This is a genomic window from Lonepinella sp. MS14436 (genome assembly GCF_042470565.1).
In the GTDB taxonomy this organism is placed as follows: domain Bacteria; phylum Pseudomonadota; class Gammaproteobacteria; order Enterobacterales; family Pasteurellaceae; genus Lonepinella.
On record NZ_CP170385.1, the window covers coordinates 1,129,252 to 1,148,378 of the forward strand.

Annotated in this window: 17 protein-coding genes; 7 read left to right on the forward strand and 10 right to left on the reverse strand. The window is 38.0% G+C overall.

Going from position 1 to position 19,127, the window contains the following annotated elements:
* The first annotated feature begins 52 nt into the window (after nucleotides 1–52).
* The 4 genes from O1Q81_RS05440 (at nucleotide 53) to O1Q81_RS05455 (ending at nucleotide 4,034) form a co-directional block, all read left to right on the forward strand.
* Nucleotides 53–607 carry a YgiW/YdeI family stress tolerance OB fold protein gene (locus O1Q81_RS05440; protein ID WP_386696405.1) on the forward strand — a complete coding sequence of 185 codons (555 nt, stop codon included), beginning with the start codon at nucleotides 53–55 and terminating at the stop codon, nucleotides 605–607.
* Between the two features lie 79 nt (nucleotides 608–686).
* Nucleotides 687–1,367 (forward strand): response regulator, encoded by a 681-nt coding sequence (locus O1Q81_RS05445; protein ID WP_386696407.1) that lies wholly within the window; start codon nucleotides 687–689, stop codon nucleotides 1,365–1,367.
* Nucleotides 1,345–2,703, forward strand: coding sequence for a quorum sensing histidine kinase QseC (gene qseC / locus O1Q81_RS05450; protein WP_386698617.1), 1,359 nt, complete (start codon nucleotides 1,345–1,347; stop codon nucleotides 2,701–2,703). Before O1Q81_RS05445 ends, qseC begins: the two co-directional genes overlap by 23 nt.
* Nucleotides 2,704–2,966: 263 nt before the next feature.
* Entirely contained in the window at nucleotides 2,967–4,034 is a 1,068-nt protein-coding gene (locus O1Q81_RS05455; RefSeq protein WP_386696409.1) for a porin, read from the forward strand.
* Between the two features lie 225 nt (nucleotides 4,035–4,259).
* On the opposite strand, the gene O1Q81_RS05460 is transcribed toward O1Q81_RS05455, so the two are convergent.
* From O1Q81_RS05460 to O1Q81_RS05480, 5 genes are read right to left on the reverse strand one after another with little or no spacing between them, the layout of a single operon-like run.
* Complete coding sequence (locus O1Q81_RS05460) at nucleotides 4,260–5,063, reverse strand: ATP-binding cassette domain-containing protein (RefSeq protein WP_386696411.1); 804 nt, start codon at nucleotides 5,061–5,063, stop codon at nucleotides 4,260–4,262.
* Between the two features lie 17 nt (nucleotides 5,064–5,080).
* Nucleotides 5,081–6,142: an oligopeptide/dipeptide ABC transporter ATP-binding protein gene (locus O1Q81_RS05465; RefSeq protein ID WP_386696413.1), complete on the reverse strand. Its 1,062-nt coding sequence runs from the start codon at nucleotides 6,140–6,142 to the stop codon at nucleotides 5,081–5,083.
* Between the two features lie 9 nt (nucleotides 6,143–6,151).
* A complete protein-coding gene (locus O1Q81_RS05470) occupies nucleotides 6,152–7,039 on the reverse strand; it encodes an ABC transporter permease subunit (protein WP_386685729.1) in 888 nt (295 codons plus the stop codon).
* Entirely contained in the window at nucleotides 7,029–8,000 is a 972-nt protein-coding gene (locus O1Q81_RS05475) for an ABC transporter permease (protein ID WP_386693630.1), read from the reverse strand. The genes O1Q81_RS05470 and O1Q81_RS05475 overlap by 11 nt, the downstream gene beginning before the upstream one ends.
* Nucleotides 8,000–9,664, reverse strand: a complete 1,665-nt coding sequence (locus O1Q81_RS05480) for an ABC transporter substrate-binding protein (RefSeq protein ID WP_386698619.1) — start codon at nucleotides 9,662–9,664, stop codon at nucleotides 8,000–8,002. Before O1Q81_RS05480 ends, O1Q81_RS05475 begins: the two co-directional genes overlap by 1 nt.
* Before the next feature lie 103 nt (nucleotides 9,665–9,767).
* Between O1Q81_RS05480 and O1Q81_RS05485 the strand changes: the two genes are divergently transcribed.
* The 3 genes from O1Q81_RS05485 (at nucleotide 9,768) to O1Q81_RS05495 (ending at nucleotide 13,308) form a co-directional block, all read left to right on the forward strand.
* Entirely contained in the window at nucleotides 9,768–11,177 is a 1,410-nt protein-coding gene (locus O1Q81_RS05485) for a YcjX family protein (RefSeq protein ID WP_386696415.1), read from the forward strand.
* A 10-nt stretch (nucleotides 11,178–11,187) separates the two neighbouring features.
* Entirely contained in the window at nucleotides 11,188–12,267 is a 1,080-nt protein-coding gene (locus O1Q81_RS05490; RefSeq protein WP_386696417.1) for a YcjF family protein, read from the forward strand.
* Nucleotides 12,268–12,336: 69 nt separating this feature from the next.
* Complete coding sequence (locus tag O1Q81_RS05495; RefSeq protein WP_386696419.1) at nucleotides 12,337–13,308, forward strand: sigma 54-interacting transcriptional regulator; 972 nt, start codon at nucleotides 12,337–12,339, stop codon at nucleotides 13,306–13,308.
* A gap of 14 nt (nucleotides 13,309–13,322) precedes the next feature.
* Here O1Q81_RS05495 and hflX read toward each other — a convergent pair whose 3' ends face one another.
* The 5 genes from hflX to O1Q81_RS05520 are packed head-to-tail and all read right to left on the reverse strand — an operon-like array spanning nucleotide 13,323 to nucleotide 19,116.
* Entirely contained in the window at nucleotides 13,323–14,687 is a 1,365-nt protein-coding gene (hflX, locus tag O1Q81_RS05500; protein ID WP_386698621.1) for a ribosome rescue GTPase HflX, read from the reverse strand.
* An 18-nt stretch (nucleotides 14,688–14,705) separates the two neighbouring features.
* A complete protein-coding gene (gene hfq, locus O1Q81_RS05505; protein ID WP_386685739.1) occupies nucleotides 14,706–14,990 on the reverse strand; it encodes an RNA chaperone Hfq in 285 nt (94 codons plus the stop codon).
* A gap of 60 nt (nucleotides 14,991–15,050) precedes the next feature.
* A complete protein-coding gene (miaA, locus tag O1Q81_RS05510; RefSeq protein ID WP_386696421.1) occupies nucleotides 15,051–15,992 on the reverse strand; it encodes a tRNA (adenosine(37)-N6)-dimethylallyltransferase MiaA in 942 nt (313 codons plus the stop codon).
* A gap of 14 nt (nucleotides 15,993–16,006) precedes the next feature.
* Complete coding sequence (mutL, locus tag O1Q81_RS05515) at nucleotides 16,007–17,824, reverse strand: DNA mismatch repair endonuclease MutL (protein WP_386696423.1); 1,818 nt, start codon at nucleotides 17,822–17,824, stop codon at nucleotides 16,007–16,009.
* 17 nt (nucleotides 17,825–17,841) lie between these two features.
* Entirely contained in the window at nucleotides 17,842–19,116 is a 1,275-nt protein-coding gene (locus O1Q81_RS05520; RefSeq protein ID WP_386685745.1) for an N-acetylmuramoyl-L-alanine amidase, read from the reverse strand.
* Nucleotides 19,117–19,127: the final 11 nt, after the last annotated feature.

The window sequence follows — 19,127 nt, forward strand, 5'->3', positions numbered from 1 at the left end:
GATGCTGTAGAGCCGTGCTTTGGATGATTAACCTTATTTTAGAAAGGAAATTATGATGAAAAAAAATGCAATGAAGAAAACGAGTTTAGCCACATTATTGGGTTTATCTATTTTAGCTGGGGCAAGCCTTGTACAAGCAGAAACCGCACCAGAATCACAAGAAACCTTAGAGCCTGTGGTTGTTCAAGCAAAAGCAAGATCACCAGAGAATCGTGGGCAAGGTGCAGATCGTGGCAATAGAATGGCTGAAAATCGCCCTAATGATGAACGTCCAGAACCAATGCACGGTGGATTTATGCCGACTAAAACCACACAAGTGGCAGATGCGGCAAAATGGCAAGATGATCAGCCAATTATCTTAATTGGTCATATTGTTAAACAAGTGGGTAAAAACGACTTCGTATTTAAAGATAGCTCAGGCGAATTGACCTTAGAGATTGATCGTAAAGCCATGCGTGGATTTATTAGTCCAGAAGATAAAGTCAAGATCGTGGCAGAAGTGGAAAAATCTTGGGGCAAAACCGAAGTGGAAGCCTTTGTGGTAGAAAAAGTGAGAGCAAGACCAGAAGGCAAGCCGTCAGGTAAGCCAGCCGATAAAGCGGAATAATTTTCTATAAAAAGCGACATTCAGGTCGCTTTTTTGTTATGCTAACAACAGAAATTAACAACAAACTGCGGTGTAATTTATGCGAATTTTAGTGATTGAAGATGATCCCTTAATCGGCAATGGGTTAAATATTGGCTTAACCAAATCGGGCTTTTTAGTGGATTGGTTTACTGACGGCAAAACAGGTTTTGAGGCGATTAAATCAGCGGATTATGATGCGGTCGTATTAGATTTGACCTTGCCCAAAATGGATGGTTTGGATATTTTGCAGCAATGGCGAGCGGATAATCAAGATGTACCCATTTTAATTTTAACCGCACGTGATACTTTAAATGAACGGGTTACTGGTTTGCAACGTGGGGCAGATGATTATTTATGTAAACCCTTTGCCTTAGCTGAAGTGGTGGCACGTTTGCAAGCATTAATTCGCCGTCGTTATGGACAAGCTAATCCGATTATGGAATATGGAGCAGTGAAGTTTGATCCGACCAATCACCAAGTCTTTTTAAATGAACAAGAAATTTCGTTGACTACGCGAGAATATAAGTTACTCGAGTTGTTTATGCTCAATCAAAAACGGGTACTCAGTCGCACCTTTATTGAAGAAAAATTATATAGTTGGGACGATGATGTGAGTAGTAATGCCCTTGAAGTACACATGTATAATTTACGTAAAAAATTAGGTAAACAATTTATTCGTACCGTACATGGTGTAGGTTACGCCTTAGGAAAAAATGATGAAATTACTACCAAAGAATAGTTTACGCCTACGTTTAATTTCCATTTTGTCTTTAACTGCTTTAATAATATGGGGCATATCTACTAGCATTGCGTGGTTTGAAGCTCGTAAGGAAGTGAATGAATTGTTTGATGCTCAACAGATTTTATTGGCAAAGCGGTTGGCAACATCTAATTTACACCAAATTTTAATTGAACGCCAAATGCGAGGGGGATTCCGACCTTATCATAAACGTAAAGCCCATTATGATGATGATGCCTTGGCATTTGCCGTGTTTACTCGTAACGGCGAATTACTATTGGGCGATGATGCAAAAGGGGAAAACTTTATTTTTGCACCTACTCGGGGATTTTCGGTGACCAATTTGGCTGGTGGTGATGATAAATGGCGAATTTTTTGGTTACCGTCAGAAGATCGTAGCTTAATTGTGGCGGTAGGACAGCAACTTAAATATCGTGGTAGCCTGATTAATGATATGGTGTTTAAGCAAATGTGGGTATGGATTGCTGGCTTGCCATTATTAATCGGACTAATGATTTTACTGATCGGGCGAGAATTAAAAAATATAAATCATGTGGGACAGCAAATGCGACAACGTTCACCCGATGAGCATCGACATTTTGATACTAAAAATTTACCTGATGAAATTTTGCCTTTAGTACGGGGATTAAACGGATTTTTTGACCGCACTTCCACTATGTTAGTGCGTGAACGCCGTTTTACTTCAGATGCCGCACATGAATTACGCAGCCCTTTAGCTGGTTTACGGATTCAAGCAGAAATTGCACAAATGGTGGGAGATGATGCTAAATTAAGAGATGAAGCCTTAAATAATCTCACTCAAGGCATTGATCGTGCTACACAGGTAATAGAACAATTATTAACCTTATCTCGTTTGGATAATCTACAACAATTAGATGAGATAGAAATTATTGATTGGCAAAAATTAATCAGTTCAGTGATAAGCGAACTGTATTTTTCAGCTCAAAGAAAGCAAATTGAGTTACTTTTTGATGTTCACAGTATTCCAGTACAACAGCAAGGGCAAACATTATTATTGTCTTTAATGTTGCGAAATGTGTTGGATAATGCAATTAAATATTGTCCAGAAAATAGCCAAGTAAAAGTGCGGTTAGAAAAAACGGCAATTTATATTGAAGATAATGGTGGTGGTGTTAATCAAGCCGATTTAGATAAATTAGGTCAGCGTTTTTATCGCCCAGCAGGGCAAAATGAAAAGGGTAGTGGATTAGGTTTATCTATTGTAAAACGCATTGCAGAATTACATCATCTTAAAGTGCGGTTTGAAAATATAAAAGATTTAGGTTTGCGTGTCATTTTCCGATTTAGTGAGTAATCATTTTTCACGCTATTTGAGTTTATTTTTTCTGAGAATGGAGTGTGATAAATACTGTTTTTGTATATAAAATAGTCATTTTTCGTAAAAAAGTGTGATCTTTGTCATTTTTTATGGAAAATTCTGTTTTTTCTGATTGACGAGAATTTTATTCTTTGGCAATATGGTGTTGCTTTAAAAAAGCAAGATTTGACATCTTCAAATTTAGAAAGTTCAAATCTTAGTTGATATAACAATAATCCTGATACAAGAAGGAAAATACTATGAAAAAAACATTAGTAGCATTAGCAGTGGCTGCAACAGCCGCTACAGCAGTAAGCACAGCAAACGCTGCCACAGTTTATGAACAAGATGGCACAAAAGTTGAATTAAGCGGTTCATTCCGTATGTTCTTAGGTCGTTTAGGTGATGATCAACGTGGTGATTTAGTGAATGATGGTTCCCGTGTAATTCTTAAAGCAAGCCAAGATTTAGGTAATGGTTTATCTGGTTTTGCTGGTTATGAATTACGTTTTGATGAAAATAACGGTACCAATGACGATGAGAAAAAAGCAAATAAAGCTAAGAATACCTTTAGTGATCCAACAACTAAATATTTATACGGTGGATTAAAACACCAAGATGTTGGTGCGTTGAGTTTTGGTCGTCAACTTTTAAATGCTGACGATGTACTTGGTGATAATGCTAACTATAATAGTGCGGCGTTAAGTCCATTTGAAACCAGCGATAAAAAAGTGGTTAAATTCCGTTCAGCCGAATGGGGCGGTTTTAGTTTTGGTTTAGATTACATCTTTGGTGATAGTAGTAAAGATCGTGTAACACGAACTACTACTGAAGAGTTAAAAAATGGTTATTCCGCAGCAGCATTTTATAATCTTGCTATAGCTGATCATCAAGCACTTGATTTAGCTGCAACCTATATTCAACGTAACTATGATGATAAAACAACTACATCAACAACGAGAAAAAACCGTCAATGGTTATTACACGCTGGTTATACTTATGGACCATTAAATGTAGGTTTGAACTATGGTCAAAATCATAACAAGTATGATGATAACCGTGGTGGTACGAAAGCACGTTATTCTTTAGTTCAAGCAAGTTACCAAGTAACAGACCCATCTCGTGTATATGTACAATGGGAACGCCTTGAAAAAAGATATAACGATATTGAACACCAATATTTAGTGGGTGTTGATTATAAATTGCACAAAAACGTGTTGACTTATGTTGAGTATGCTCACCAACGTACTAAAAAATATGAAAGAAATGCAGAACCAACATACAAAAAAGACAATGTTTATGGTGTAGGTTTACGCGTATTCTTCTAATCAATAGATTAGTCAAATTTTTGAAAGACCCGAACGTTGAGTTCGGGTTTTTTGTTTTTCCGCACTGGTACACGGGGCTAGGTTATATCAAGATGCGGAGCATCGTTACCATGCTTAACCCCGCACGTGAGTGCGGGGTATATATCACCATGCACTAGCGTACATGGTTAGGCATAGTGATGCCCCGCTGGGGCTATTTGGGGGTGAGATGTAGGGTATTCCACATCACCACGTTCTTTCCCAAGCCCTATCATCCAACACATGCTTAAAATAGCTTTCCACCAACCGTTTGGTAATATCACTTTTCGGGTGGCTAAATACGCTGCGAGTTTCGCCATATTCCGCAACAACCCCCTTTTCCATAACTAACACCTGATCCGCAATATGTTTAACAAACCCCAAATTCTGGCTTACATAAATATAAGAAACAGCACGACGTTCTTGTACATTTAACATCAAATTAGTCAACTGTGTTTTAACCGAGGCATCTAATGTACCTATAGTGTCATCTGCAATAATAATTTGTGGTTCAAGAATCAGAGCTTGAGCCATGGCAATACGTTGTTTTTGGCTGGCTGAAAGAGTATTGATTTTTACATTAGTATGATCGGGATAAAGCCCTACTAAGCGTAAAGTTTCGAAGATTTTTTCATTACGTTGTAGTTCATTTAAATTGGTGCTTAATTTTAATGGTGTGTCTAAAATTTGCCCGATATTTAAGCGTGGATTAAAGGCTAAATTCGGATCCTGCATGAGCATTCGGATACGTTTTGAACGATATTGATAGTCACCAAAGGTCAGTGGCTTGCCGTCTAATAGAATTTCCCCTGATGTGGGACGAGTGATACCTACAATCATTTTAGCGAGAGTTGATTTGCCTGAACCGTTATTACCGATAATTGCTAAAGTTTTTTTGCGTTCAAGGTTAAAACTCACGTCTTGTACAGCGTGAAAAGTATCAGCTCCAAATAACCCTTGGTGATCTTTAAAGGTTTTTGATAAATCGTTAACTTCTAAAAGTGCGGTCATTTTTTTTCCATTTTATTTTATTCATCATTATTTTGCATTGGAATATCCACATTTAATACTAACGGACTGGCGGTTTCTTTGATAGCACCGTTTTCACGTAAATTAAGCGGATGGTGGCAAGCAAATTCATGTTGTCTAATTCGACGTAATGGCGGTTTATTGACACAATCTTTTTGTGCAAATGGACAACGTGGTCCTAAGCGACAGCCCATCGGCATGTGTTCTAATAATGGCACACTGCCACGTAAAGTACTCAAACGGCTTTTTAACGGCAAGGGCTGACTAAAATCTGGGGTAGCGTGCAATAATGAGGCAGTATAAGGGTGAAACGGGTTTTCCAATACGCTTTCTTTTGGTCCCATTTCGGTATTTTGCCCACAATATAACATAGTGAAACTATCACACCATTCGCTAATTTCCGCAATATCATTGCTGGCTAATAAAATCGTCATGCCATTATTTTTATTCATACTCGACAGCAAACGAAAGATTTGCAACTGAGTGGTAGGTTCCAGTGAGTTAGTCGGTTCATCAGCGATTAATAAGCGAGGTTGATTCGCTACCGCAATAGCGATCATCACTTTTTGTCCTTCCCCTTCGGTGATCTCTTTTGGGTAGCTGTTCATAATGTCTTTATGTTCTTTGATCCCAACACGATGTAACAGTTCAACGGCACGGCGTTTTTTCCAGCCAAACCATTTCCACCAACGTCCTTTAAATGTCCAAGATGGAATATTTTGAATAATTTGTTTGCCTATTTTACGACTCGGATCAAGATAAGTGAGCGGTTGTTGATAAATCATGGAGATCGCTTTGCCCACCAGTTTACGCCGTTGGTAAGGACGTAGTTTGAGTAATTCCACATCATCAAAACGAAAACGGTCAGCCGTAATAATCCAGTCATCTTTAATTGCATTGCAAATGACTTTTGCAATTAGGCTTTTGCCTGATCCCGTTTCTCCCACTAAACCGCAAATTTCCCCATCATTAAGGGTTAAATTGACGTTATCTACCAGCTTAATTCGCCCTTGTGAGGTTGGAATTTCAATACAAAGATTACGAATATCTAATAATGCCATTGTTTGTCCCTATTCATAATATTTGTTAATAGTTTTGCATAAGCCGTTACCAAACACCACGACCACCAGTAAGGAAAGAATTATGGCAATGCCAGGTAAAATTACGGTCCAAGGGGCGAGATACACTAATTCTAAACTATCTCGAATCATCGCTCCCCATTCTGGTGTCGGACGTTGAGCCCCTAAGGCGATAAAACTTAATGCACTAATTTCCATTAATGTGACGGAAAAGGAACGAATAATTTCTTGAATATAACGTACGCAGATATTGGGTAAAATGGTTTCTTTGAGTAACTCCAAATTCGATACTCCCTCTAAACGTAACGCCAATACATATTCTTTTTTCAATTCTTGACGTATTGCTTGATAAATTTCATGGATAAAGTGCGGTAATAAAGCCAAAAAAATGGCGAGCATGGCGTTTGGCAAACTGGGTTCCATTAAGGTTGCAATGACAATACTAATCAATAAAATTGGAATTGACAAAAACGCATCTAAAAAATGCCCTAACATACGAGATTTTAATCCTTTTGACATCCCTGCCATAATTCCTAAGATTCCGCCTAATAGTGAAGCAAAAAATACTACAATGACACTGGCACCAAAGGTATAGGTGACACCATTGAGCAAACGGCTAAATAAATCTCGTCCAAGATCGTCTGTACCGAAGAAATAGATCACTTTCCCTGCACTATTCCAAGATGGAGGGGTTAATTCTTCGCCTAAAAATTGCATATCGCTGCTATATGGTGCTAACCAAGGGGCAAAAATGGCAATGAGTAATAAGGCAACTGTGGCATAGAAACTAAATAAGGCAACACGATTTTTGCGGAACAGTAACCAAATTTGGTTTAATGTATCGTTTTCACGAAATTCATAGGGTTCTTTATCTAGCATTATTTAACCATCCTTTTTTGCCGAAAGGGTCGAGTAAAAATAAACCAAAATCAGCCAGAATATTCACGGTAATGATAAATAAGCCGATAATAATCACACCCACAGCAATGCTATTATAGTCTTGTTGATTCATGGCTAGAATTAACCAACGCCCGATACCAGGCCAAGCGAATGTGGTTTCGATTAACATTGATAATGCCAGTGTAAAGGTGATTAAACGGGGTATTTCTGGAATTAATACTGGTAGTGTATTACGAAATACATAACGGCGTAAAATAGTGAAATTTGACCATCCTTTGGTCATAGAAAATTTTACATAATTTTGGGATAAAATCCATTCGGTACGTTGTTGCACTAATTTGGTGATTTCCATAGTGGGTGAAATAGCTAATACTAAAGTCGGTAAGGCTAAATGTTGGAACACATTTTGAATCACTTTAATGCGATAAGGTACATCCATAAACCACACATCAATAGCAGCAAAGCCAGTAATAGATGGAATTTCGTATAACACATTATATTGTCCTACCGCAGAGATTTCCCAACGATAAACCGCAGTAAAATAGAGCAAAATTGGTGCGATCCAAAATACTGGCACTGATACACCGAAAGAAGATAAAGCGTTGATGGTTTTGCCACAAATATGCTTTTTATTAAATGCACCACTAATGCCAACAGGTACACCAAATAAGAAAGCAAGGAAAATAGCGAAGAAACAAAGCTCTAAAGTCGGTGGAAAAACGCTGAAAATAACAGAATTGAGTGAATCCCCACCGTTATAAGTAATCCCTAAATCGCCTTTTAGCAAGTTTCCTATATAACTGAAATAGCCTGAAAAAAAGTGCGGTTCAGAAAATGAACTATTTGAGGGGTCACGCATAAAAATGCTATAACTTACCACTGACAATAAAAATAAATTAATAAAAATCAGAAAAATACGGCGACAGAAAGCGTAAATCATTATTTATGTCCCCTTATGGATAATTTTTCAAAGTAGATATTACCAAAAGGCGTAACTTCAATTCCTCGTATTTTAGCATTAGAGATTAATAAGCGTTTCACATTTGAAATTGGAAAAATGGGTAATTCCGTTAATATTTCTTGTTGTGCTGAATAGTAATCAGCAGCACGTAATTCAGTATTATTGCTGATCAAGGCTAAATCTAACAGATTATCAAATTTAGGTGAACACCAGTTAGATAAATTAGTAATTTCATTGGTGGTATTACAACTTAAAATTGGGCGTAAAAAGCTATCTGGATCTAAGCTACTGGTAAGCCAGCCGCTTAAAATCAAATCGTAATCTTCGGTTTTGTTATTCAGATTTTTCATCAAAAAGTTACGTGAAACGGACCGCACTTTTACTTTCACGCCGACTTTGGCTAAATCTGATTTAATCATTTCCGCCATTTTTATTGGCGATGGATTGTACACCTGTTCTTGATCGACAACCCACATCTCAAGTTTGAGATTTTTATCTTGAAGTACGGTCTTCGCTTGCTCGGGATCATAGTTATATTTAAAACCATGCAGACTATTACTGGATGCCCAAGATACGGGAGGGATAATCCGATTAGCAATAGTGGCTGTATCATAATAGATATGTTTAATAATCCGTTCACGGTTGATGGCTTGAGCAATGGCTCGGCGAGTTTCAACATCTTGCATGCTTGGACGTAAGAAATTAAAGGCAAGGTAAGATAAATTCATTCCGTCAGTCATGGTCATTTGAAAATGTTCACCGTTATTTTTTAATAAACCTAATTGGCTGGGTTCGGGAAAACTAGCAATTTGGCATTCATTATTGAAAAATTTTGCTAAACGTCCCATTCTATCAGTGGAAAGATCGATCACAATATGCGGAATAGACGGTTTTTTGCTCCAGTAATGCGAATTACGTTGTAAGCGAATATATTGACTACGGAAATAATCTTTAACTTGATAAGCTCCAGTGCCTACAGGTAGTTCATCGAGTTGGCTAAGGTTATCATCTGCATTAAGTTGTAAGGCGTATTCTTGTGATAAAATCACTGCATATTGGCTGGCTAAATGCGATAACACGGAAGCATCAGGAGCAAATAATTCGATTTTTACAGTGTAAGGATCAACGCTTTCTACTTGCTTAATCTTCTGGCTTAATTTTACGCTCTCAAAATAGGGGAAACGAGATTTTTTGGCTAATTCGTGGAAAATCTGATACTGACGTTTTACTTTTTCATTATCATTTGTGGCAAATTCAGGTAATGCGGTATTATGCCCAAGTACACGATTTAATGAAAATACCACATCATCTGCATTCAGATTACGTGTAGGTGTGAACCATGGGGTATGATGAAATTGCACGCCTTTACGCAAATGAATGGTAATAAATTTGCCGTCCGTTGAAATCGTATAGGATTGTGCTAGGGACGGTTCGACTTTGGCACTATTATTATGGGGTTCAAACAATTTATTATAGATTTGTTCTGTTACCACATTCATGTTGGTGCCAGCATCTGCGGTTTGTGGATTAAAGGAAAATCCACTGGCATTAGTACAGTAAATTAATCCATTTTCTGATATAATTTCAGGGATTTTGGGGGCTGAGAACGCTATTTGCGTTGTACCAAACAGCCAAAGCAACATTAGAAAATGAACGATATGGAAACGAAATATATTAAGCATAAATTAAGTTATTCGTGATAAATTAGTTTAATTTTATAGGATTTATGCCGAGATTAAAAATAAAATGTTCAATACCTTACAAAAAGAAATCAATCAATTTATTGACCGCGGTTTAGATCGCAGTTTGCGTATCGCCGTTACAGGGTTAAGTCAAAGTGGTAAAACAGCTTTCATTACTAGCTTTATCAATCAGTTGTTACATATTAATCGAGTAGATAATGCTCATCTGCCATTATTTGATGCTGCTCGTCATCATCGAATTTTAGGGGTGAAACGTATTGCTCAACAGGATTTAAGTGTGCCACGTTTTGAATATGAGCGTAATTTAGCAGAATTAATGCAAAAACCACCGCACTTTCCACAATCTACACGGGGTGTGAGTGAAACTCGGTTAGCTATTCGTTATCAACGTCAAAGTGGCTTAATGAGCTATTTAAAAGAAACAGGTACGCTTTATATTGATATTTTTGATTACCCTGGTGAATGGTTACTTGATTTACCTTTATTAGGATTAAATTATCAACAATGGTCGCTAGAATTGGCACAACTATTTAATCAGAAAAAACAGCATTTAGCTCAAATTTGGTTAGATAAGGCTAAAAAATTAGATTTAACTGCGGTGGCAAATGAAGATGTTTTAGCTGAATTAGCACAGGATTACACCGATTATTTACAAGCCTGTAAAGCACAAGGTTTACATTTTATTCAACCAGGACGATTTGTGTTACCCGCAGAATTGGAGGGAGCACCAGCATTACAGTTTTTTCCATTATTACAGCTTACTAATGAACAATGGAAACAGTTGAAAAATAATGCGAGTTCAAACAGTTATTTTGCGGTGTTAGAAAAGCGTTATGAGTATTATCGCAATAAAATTGTGAAAAAATTCTATCAGGATTATTTTGCGAATTTTGATCGTCAAGTGATTTTAGCCGATTGCTTAACGCCATTAAATCATAGCCGTCAAGCCTTTGATGATATGCAAGAGGGCTTAACCCAACTGTTCAAAAATTTCCATTATGGTAAACGCCATTTGTTAAGCCGATTATTTTCACCACGCATTGATAAACTAATGTTTATTGCTACCAAAGCAGATCATATTACCAGCGATCAACTTCCAAATTTAATGAGTTTAATGCGACATTTAGTGCAAAAAGGCGGTAGTTATGTGGAATTTGAGGGGATTGAAACAGAATACAGTGCGATTGCCTCTATTCGAGCTACCAAACAGGTGAGTGTGACGCAGAACGGGCAGAAATTCAAAGCTATTCAAGGAGTACGTTCTAGTGATTTGCAACAGGTTACAGTTTTTCCTGGTTCTGTGCCGATGAAAGTGCCAAATGAAGAATTTTGGCAAACCAATAAATTTGAATTTGACCAGTTTGAACCGCAACCTTTAGAACAAGGCGAAAACATACCGCACTTACGTATGGATACGGTGTTGCAGTTTTTACTTGGTGATAAATTAGATTAGGAAATACATAATGAACGATAAAATCATTTTTGACGATATTCAATCTCCAGAATCCGTACAAACTTTCCAATCAAAGCAAGAATTTAGTCAAACTGATGGAAATATTGAAATAGATAATGACCCTTTAGAGGGAGAATTACTGGATGACAAATTTGAACAAGCGATTGGAGCAAAGCCTAACTGGTGGCTTCGAGTTTTAATGGCAGTGTTTGGCTTATTGCTGATTGCTACAGTGGCACAATCTATTCAATGGGTAGTGGACACTTGGCAACAACATCAATGGATTTATTTTGTATTTGCGTTAGTCAGCTTTTTTGTGGTGGGACTTGGTTTAACTGCTATTGCTAAAGAATTTTTACGCCTGCGGAATTTACGTCAACATTTGTTAATGCAGCAACAAAGTGCTAATTTACAGCGACAAAATGCAAAAAGTGCGGTGCAATTTAGTGAAGATTTTTCTAATGAAGAATGTCAGGCATTTTGTTTAAAAGTCGCTGAATCAATGCAACTTGATCCACAACAGCCTACTATTATTCAATGGCAAAAACAAATTTCAGAAAGCCATAATGCTCAAGAAGTGGGCTTTTTATTTAGTCAAACAGTAATGCAACCCTTTGATAAAAAAGCGAAACAACTGATTACTAAAAATGCCATAGAAAGTGCTGTGGTGATTGCAGTGAGTCCGTTAGCCGTAGTGGATACCTTTTTTATGGCATGGCGGAATATTCGCTTGATTAATCAAATTGCTCGTTTATATGGCATTGAACTTGGTTATTTTAGCCGTTTACGTTTAATGAAATTAGTGTTGATGAATATGGCATTGACAGGAGCAACGGAACTTATTCAAGAAGTTGGGATGGACTGGCTTTCACAGGATATGATGGCAAAATTATCGGCACGGGTTGGACAAGGTATTGGGGCAGGTTTATTGACAGCTCGTTTAGGCATTAAAACGATGGAATTTTGCCGACCGTTAGCATTCCAAAAACAGGAAAAACCACGTTTGAGCCACATTCATAGAGAAATATTAAGCCATTTAAAATCGACTATCTTGACCTCCAGTAAAATCAAACAACAGGAAAGATTGTAAAGATTAATTGACGATTTCGCCTTTTTGTTTTACATTTTGGCCATCGAAATTTGTTAAGAGAAAGCAAAAATGACCGAAAATACACCGCACTTTATGCCAACCTTTGCTGATATTGTGGCTCATAGCGACAAAATGCAGGCTTTAGTAGCTAAAGCCAAAAAATTTGCTTTGCTTAATGCTCCCTTGTTAATTCAAGGTGAAACGGGAACAGGGAAAGATTTAATCGCTAAAGCCTGCCATCAAGCTAGTAAGCGTAAAGCGAATAAATTTATTGCGGTAAATTGTGCTGGTTTGCCGAGCGAAGATGCAGAAAGTGAAATGTTCGGGCAAGCTAAAGGGGATAAAACTAGTATTGGTTTTTTTGAATATGCAGACGGTGGCACAGTATTATTAGACAGTGTGGCTGAATTATCTTTACCCTTACAAGCCAAATTATTGCGTTTTCTCACCGATGGCACATTCCGCCGAGTGGGCGAAGAACAAGAGCATTATGCGGATGTGCGAGTGATTTGTACCGCTCTACAATCCTTGCAATATGCGGTGCAACAAGGCAAAGTGCGGAGCGATTTATTTCATCGTTTAAACGTACTCACCCTTGATGTTCCGCCATTACGAGAACGCCAACAGGACATTAAACCGCTCACCCAATTATTTATCCAGCAAATCAGCCAAAATCTCAATATTTCTGCACCGCAGTTTACGCCTGATTTTATTACTTACTTACAGCACTATAATTGGTCAGGCAATGTGCGAGAATTATATAACGCCCTGTATCGTGCCTGTTCACTTGCCGAAAATCATCAACTGAATATACAAGGATTAAATTTACCCGACAAACCTACCCAGCCAGTTGAGAACAGAACTTTTTCACTGGATCAATTTAGCCATCAAACGCTCGATCAAATTATGGCAAATTTCGAACATCAGGTGTTAAGTGAATTTTACAAAAAATATCCGAGTACCCGAAAACTTGCTACCAGATTGGGGCTATCACATACAGCGATTGCAAATAAGTTGAAAACTTATGGGATCGGAAAATAAGTCATGCCGTCTAATTAACAGTTGAAAGTTTTTAAGTCTGCGAACTTCTTCACCAATTTCAACCATTCTATTTGATCAATTTCAATTTGAAGTTGATATTCCCCGATGTCATTTATTTGCTCGTGTCGAACACAATTCAGTTGATAAAAGGCATGGCGGATTTTGCCTTGTTGGGAGGATAGTGTGATATTGAGTGATAAGATAGTATTTTTTAAGCGTTGGCGAATAGCGTCCAGTAATAAATCAATACCAATGCCAGATTGTGCTGAAAGATAAACTGCAACAGGTTGGTTTTCGTCATTATATTCAATATGTGCTGACACATTTTCTAGCTGATCAATTTTATTATAAACCAATAAGGTTGGTACATTATCAGCCTTGATTTCTTGTAAAACATCATTGACCGCTTGAATATTGTCCAATTTGCGAGTGTCGGCACTGTCCACAACGTGTAGTAATAAGCTGGCATCGGTGGTTTCTTGTAAAGTGGATTTAAAGGCAGAAACTAAATCGTGAGGTAAATCACGCACAAAGCCGACTGTATCCGCTAAAATAGTGGTGCCGACATCTTGAATGGATAAGCGACGTAAAGTCGGATCAAGAGTGGCAAAGAGTTGATCCGCAACATATACATTCGCTTGGGTTATTTGATTAAATAGTGTTGATTTTCCTGCATTGGTATAGCCTACCAAAGAAATTGTGGGAATATCAGCTTTTTGGCGAGTTTGGCGATTTTGATTACGCTGTTTTGCCACTTTTTCTAGGCGATTTTGTAATTGAGCAATTCGCACTTTGATTAAACGGCGATCGGTTTCTAATTGAGTTTCCCCTGGTCCTCGCAAGCCAACCGCCCCTTTTTGTTGGTCTAAACCTGTTTTACGGCGAACTAAGCGAGTAGCAAGATGTTTCAGTTGAGCCAGTTCGACTTGCAATTTGCCCTCATGTGATCTGGCTCGTTGAGCAAAAATATCTAAAATTAGCCCCGTTCGATCCACTACACGACAATGGCATAGGCTTTCTAAATTTCGAGTTTGTGCAGGTGTGAGCTGATGGTTGACTAAAATCACATCGGCATTGTGTAATTGCACAGCTTGTGCAATTTCTTCCGCTTTGCCTTGACCTACAAAATATTTAGCTTGTGGTGTAGAGCGAGCCGTAGTAATTAGTTGGACAATATCCACTTGGGCGGATTTAGCTAGTAGTTGAAATTCATTGAGATCATCAAGGTTTTTATTCTGCGAAAAAAAGACGTGAACAATGATAGCACGATCTGGAGTAGTGTTTGTTTGAGAATAAACGAAATCAGAAAATGCGGTAGAAATTGTTGGATTTTCTACCACATTTTTAATTTCTGTAATATGAATAGATGTCAATATTATGCCATTTCTATGCCGTAATTAGGCAACAACAGGATCAACTGTATCCGTAGGTTGTGTCGTTGGCTGGTGTTGTGTCTGCTGAGGATTATTATGATGCGACACTGAACGAGCTGGCACAACTGTTGAAATAGCGTGTTTATAAACCATTTGATTAACTGTATTTTTTAACAAAATCACAAATTGGTCGAAAGACTCAATTTGTCCTTGTAATTTGATACCATTGACTAAATAAATTGATACTGGAATACGCTCACGACGGAGTGCGTTCAAGTAAGGATCTTGTAATGATTGCCCTTTTGCCATTTTATTTTCCTTCTTATTATTGTTATATGTTAGCACGTTTTGACTAACTATTTCACTATATCAAGTTTGCATAGCAAGATCAAAGGCTTGTTGCACCTTTTTAAGATTTTGTTCATTTTGTAGGCTATCTAGCCACTGAATTGGCGTTTTCCAACCACGTAACCATGTAATTTGTCGTTTAGCAAGTTGTCTTGTGGCACAAATACCCCGATAAATAGCTTCATCTAAATTATAATCACCACGCAAATGTTCCCACATTTGACGATAACCCACACAACGAATAGACGGCAAATTAATATGTAAATCTGGGCGAGCATATAATTTCTCTACTTCGGCTTGAAAGCCTTGGTCAATCATTTTGTGAAAACGCTGCTCAATATGTTGATGTAACACTTGTCGATTTTCGGGGGCAATAGCAAATTGCAAAATATGATAGGGGAGTGTATCACCTTTTTGTTCAGTAAGTTCGGTGAGGGTTTTTCCCGTGAGATAAAATACTTCCAATGCACGGCTAATGCGTTGGCTATCATTTGGATTAATCCTGTTTGCTGATACAGGATCGATTTGAGCTAATTCTTGATGTAAAGTTGCCCAACCCATTTTTTCCGCTTTGTGTTCAATGTCTGTACGCACGCTTTCATCTGCATTAGGTAAGGGGGAAAGCCCTTCCAGTAGGGCTTTGTAATACAACATTGTACCACCTACCAGTAAGGGAATTTTGCCTTTAGCAGTAATTTCAGCCATTTCTCGTAACGCATCAATACGGAAATTCATGGCAGAATAGCTTTCTGCGGGATCGAGAATATCAATTAAACGGTGTGGAGCTTGGGCTAATTCTTCGGCACTGGGTTTCGCCGTGCCAATATCCATTCCCTTATAAATCAAGGCACTATCCACGCTAATAATTTCCACAGGCAAGGTTTGATATAAGCGAATGGCTAAATTAGTTTTACCTGATGCGGTGGGACCCATCAGAAAAATGGCGGTTGGTTTATTTGGCATTGCTACATTTTTCCTTAATGCAAATAGGAGGAGAAATCCAGTTTAATTAATAGTGATGACAATGGATTAGGATTTTTTGTCAACCGTTCCACTTCTTGTAATAAATTCACCGCACTAGCAAAGGTGGTGATTTCATTAAATTCCAGTAAGTTTAATAGTGCGGTGCAAAAATCATCATTTTTTTCTGCATTTAGATTAAGTAAAGACATCACGATTTTTTGCAAATTTTGCTGACGTAAACATTGTGGTACGCTATTCAAGGTAATACGGTGTTGAGCCAAGTTTTCTACGAACTCAAAACCAATTTGGGCAAAATGTGCTTTTTGTTGTTGCCATTGTGATTGCTGTTGTGAATCTAAACGAAAAACAAGCGGAATTAATAAGGGTTGTTTTGCTGTATTTGGTTCGGTCAGTGCCAGTTCAATACATTGTTGTTGCAAATGATCCAATGGTAATAGATAAAAGTCGTTATTTTGTTGTAATAACAGTGCCTTATTTTCAACCAGCGACAAAGCTCGCAATACATTGGTTGGGGCGAGTTGCAAGTCGGTTGCTATGGTTGTGGTGTTTTCTGTTTTATGTTTATCGGTTTGAATTAATTCACCGTATAACCGTTGCTCCGTTTTATTTGGGGTGGCTGATTCAAAACGTGGTGTAAAGTGCGGTGTAGAATAAAGCGATTTTTTGCTTGCCGTACTTGCTGTTGTAGAATGGACGAATACATTTTCCCCTGCGGCTTGGCGATTCGGTTTAATAGTAGGGCGATAATCTGCTTGTGGTTCTTGAACTTGAAGTGGTGATGGAGCGTTCTGATCCGAATGAAAATCTAATTGTTGTGCGGATAACAAGGCATTACTCACCCCTTGATAAATAAAATCGTGAATTAAACGAGCCTGATGAAAACGCACCTCGTGTTTTGTAGGGTGAACATTGACATCTACTTCATTAGGATTAAGATCCAAAAATAGCACAAAAGCAGGGTATTGCTCTGTTGCTAAATATTCTGCATAAGCCTGCCGAATGGCGTGAGTGATGACCTTATCTTTCACCATTCGACCATTAATATAACAATAACTTAAATCATTTTGTGGACGAGTAAACTGTGGCGTGGCAACCCAACCAGATAAATGTAAATCATCGTGTTTCCAGTTAATTTGTAGGGCTTGTTGTACAAAGTCATCGCCACAAATCGCAGATACCCGTTTTAAAATTTGCGAATTTTCCACCGCACTTTTATATTGACGGACAATTTTACCGTTGTGGGTGAGCGTAAAAGTAATTTGTGATTTGGCGAGAGCAATACGACGAATCACTTCATCAATATGGTTAAATTCGGTTTTGTCAGAACGCAAGAATTTGCGACGAGCAGGAGTGTTAAAAAATAAATTTGCCACTTCAACAGTTGTGCCAACTGTGTGAGAGGCAGGCGTAATAGTGCTTTGTTGCTCTCGACCTTGCACATATACTTGCCAAGCTTCCTTTTGTTCAGTGGTTCGAGAAGTAAGGGTTAAACGAGATACTGAGCTAATACTAGCGAGTGCCTCACCACGAAAGCCAAGACTAAGGATCGCTTCTAAATCTTCAAGGCAAGTAATTTTGCTGGTAGCATGGCGAGCTAAAGCAAGAGCTAGTTCATCTTTGGCAATACCGATACCATTATCTCGAATCCGAATCAGGGTGGCACCGCCGTTTTCAATATCAATTTGAATGCGATCTGCTCCCGCATCAAGGCTATTTTCCACTAATTCTTTCACCACTGATGCAGGACGTTCAACCACTTCGCCCGCTGCGATTTGGTTAGCCAGTTGTGGTGGTAGAATGTGAATTGCCATTATGTTACCCTGTTTTTCTATTCTCTAATTTGGATTTTTTGTCCAACCAATGCTTTGCCGTCTTTTAACTTAGGATTGAGTTTCAATATTTTATTAGGTGAAATACCATATAAACGTCCTACGGCGTAAATAGTTTGATCCTTTTCAATGGTATGATATTTTGGAATTTCTTTACTTTTTTCCTTAGTATCTTTGGTCTTGGCATTATTGGTTTTAGCATTATTGCTTTTCGCACTATTGGCTTTATTGTCCTGTTTAGGATTTTCAAATGATTTAGCCATTTTTTTATTGTTATCTGGAATTTTGATGGTTTCACCAGTCCACAGTTTTTTGCGTTTTAGATTATTTAATTTAATAATATCTTCCGATTTCACTTCATATTTTTGAGCTAAACCGTTTAATGTTTCACCTGATTTAACTTTATGACGAATACCACTGTCTTTCAGCTCATTTTTGTTGTTTTTCGGGCTGTTGGTTACGTTATCTGGTGTATTTGCTTTCCCTGTTTCTTTATAAGTTACTTTTGTGTTTACATCCAATCCACCGTTACGACGACGATAATCTACTAAGCCTTGATAAATAATATGGGCAATACGTCTGCGATAGGAAAGGCTACTGAGTTTAGCTTCTTCTTCGGTATTGGATAAAAATCCTGTTTCTACTAAAACCGAAGGAATATCAGGGGAACGTAATACGCCAAGACTAGCATGTTGTGGGCGACTACGGCTAAGTTGAGTGATTTTAGAGAAGTTTTGTAAAATAGTGTTACCTAATTCATAGCCAACTCGTTGACTATGCCCAAATTGGAGATCTAGCACCGTTTGATTGAGATAGGCTTCTTTGCTGTGAGATAGCACTTTACCTGCCCCACCAAGTAATTCTGATTGTTTTTCGTGATCTTCTAACCATTGCCCCATTTCATCATTGGCACGGCGATTGGATAGCACCCACACCGAGGCACCTCGTAAGCTAGGGTTGACGGAGGAATCCGCATGAATAGAAACTAAATAATTTGCTTTATTTCGGCGGGCAATTTCTGAACGAGATGACACGCTAATATAATAATCGCCATTGCGTGTTAGTACGCCACGAAAATTAGGGTCTTTATCCAGTAACGCTTTAAGTTCACGAGCAATAGAGATAGTGACATTTTTTTCGTAAATATGTAAATTTCGTCCTATTGCTCCAGGATCTTTGCCTCCGTGTCCAGGGTCAATAGCAATCGTCCAAACTTCAGCAAAGGATACGGAAGAAAAAAGTGCGGTTAAAATTAACAGTAAAATATGTTTCATTGAGTTAAATT